Annotated in this window: 2 protein-coding genes; both read left to right on the top strand. The window is 67.2% G+C overall.

Translation table 11 applies throughout. From position 1 onward, the window contains the following. Positions 1-258 precede the first annotated feature (258 nt). Complete coding sequence (locus FJM51_RS23290) at positions 259-1,698, top strand: Glu/Leu/Phe/Val family dehydrogenase (RefSeq protein WP_210240414.1); 1,440 nt, start codon at positions 259-261, stop codon at positions 1,696-1,698. Between the two features lie 66 nt (positions 1,699-1,764). After that, a partial coding sequence (locus FJM51_RS23285; protein WP_438502776.1) for an electron transfer flavoprotein subunit beta/FixA family protein occupies positions 1,765-2,100 on the top strand: 336 nt, incomplete at its 3' end.

Genomic DNA, 2,100 nt, shown 5'->3' with positions numbered 1-2,100 from the left:
GGAACGGGAGCGCCGCGGCTTCCCTGCGACGACACGGCACGCATCCGAGTCGCCGACGACGTCTACCACCGGCTCCTTTCCCACACGCGGGGAACCGGAAAGTCGAAATGACTGACCGGCAGCGGATCCGCGGTCTCAGAGTTAGATTTTGCCTCGAATGATGGTCATCTCGTCATGCGTTCTCCTTCAATGCGACGAGATTGACCCTTCGCGGTCGTGATAGCTTTACCTCGCCCCCTTTGGACAAGGACCCCAGAGATGCCCGCCGCATCGCAACTGCCGGACGCCCCGGTCTTCGAGCCCACCTTCCTTGAAAGCGTCGATGGCTACATCGATCGCGCCATGACGCATCTCCCCCTGCCGGAGGGGCTGGCGGAGCGCATCCGCGCCTGCAACTCGACCTATACCGTGAGGTTCGGCGTCCGGCTGCGGGGCCGGATGTACAGCTTCACCGGCTGGCGGTCGATCCACAGCGATCACACCGAGCCGGTCAAGGGCGGCATCCGCTACGATCCGGAGGCCAGCGCCGAGGAGGTCGAGGCCCTCGCGGCCCTGATGAGCCTCAAATGCGCCCTCGTCGATGTTCCGTTCGGAGGATCCAAGGGCGCGCTGCGCATCGATCCGCGGGAGTGGGAGGTGCACGAGCTCGAACGGATAACACGCCGCTTCACGCAGGAGCTCGCCAGCCGCAACCTGATCTCGCCGGGCCGGAACGTGCCCGCGCCGGACATGGGCACGGGCGAGCGCGAGATGGCCTGGATGGCGGACGAGTACAAGCGCACCGGCCATTCCGACATCATCAACGCGGCCGCCTGCGTGACCGGGAAGCCGCTCGCGCGCGGCGGAATCGCCGGACGGACCGAGGCGACCGGCCGCGGCGTCCAGTACGCGATCCATTGCTACCTGCGCGACACGTCGCGGGACGGCGTCGGCGGACGGCGCGATCTGGCGGGAATGAGCGTCGCGGTCCAGGGCTTCGGCAACGTCGGCTATCACGCCGCGAAATTCCTGAGCGAGGAGGATCGCGCGCACGTCGTCTGCGTCATGGAGCGGGACGGCTATCTGTATAATCCGGACGGCATCGACGTGGAGGCGCTCAAGCGCCACCAGCTCGCCACCGGCGGCATCCTGGGCTTCCCGGGCGCGGAATTCCATCCAAACAGCGCGCGCGGCCTCGAAGCCGACTGCGACATCCTGATCCCGGCGGCGATGGAGGGCGCGATCACGCGCCACAACGCCGAGCGGATCCGCGCGAAGCTGATCGTCGAGGCGGCGAACGGCCCGATCGCCTTCGACGCCGAGCCGCTGCTCACGGCGCGGGGCATCGTGATCCTGCCCGACCTTTTCGCGAACGCGGGCGGCGTCATCGTCAGCTATTTCGAATGGGTGAAGAACCTGTCGCACATCTCCTTCGGCCTGATGGAGCGGCGCCGGCGGGAGCGCAGGAATGGCCAGCTCGCGGGCGCGCTCGAGACGATGACCGGCCAGGCGTTCCCGGCCGAGATCCGCGACGAGTTCCTCGAAGGCGGCGACGAGATCGACCTCGTCCGCTCGGGCCTCGACGACGTGATGCGGAGCGCCTACGCGCGCATGGCGGCGGCGCTGCGCGACCGGCCGGAACTCGTCGACTTCCGCACCGCGGCCTACCACATCGCGCTGAACCGGATCGCCGACGCCTACAAGGCGATCGGGATCTGAGCGCCCCCGCTCCTGGGAAAGAAAGTCCCGTGAGCCACCTCACACAATGAAATTCGAAGGTGAACGATGAAGATCCTGGTGCCCGTGAAGCGGGTGATCGACTACAACGTGAAGGTGCGGGTGAAGGGTGACGGGTCGGGGGTGGATCTCGCGAACGTCAAGATGAGCATGAACCCGTTCGACGAGATCGCCGTGGAAGAGGCGATCCGCCTGAAGGAGAAGGGCGTCGCCTCCGAGGTGATCGCCGTCTCGATCGGGGTGAAGCAGGCGCAGGAGACGCTCAGGACCGCGCTCGCGATGGGGGCGGACCGCGCGATCCTCGTGGTCGCCGCCGAGGATGTCGCGACCGACATCGAGCCGCTCGCGGTGGCGAAGATCCTGAAGGGCGTGATCGACGCCGAG

The organism is Amaricoccus solimangrovi (genome assembly GCF_006385685.1).
GTDB lineage: Bacteria > Pseudomonadota > Alphaproteobacteria > Rhodobacterales > Rhodobacteraceae > Amaricoccus > Amaricoccus solimangrovi.
Note: the sequence above shows the minus strand (reverse complement) of the source record. Positions and strands in the feature narration are given on the sequence as shown.

Coding starts and splice junctions, on each gene's coding strand:
- FJM51_RS23290 (WP_210240414.1), top strand. CDS start 259: ATGCCCGCCGCATCGCAACTGCCGGACGCCCCGGTCTTCGAGCCCACC.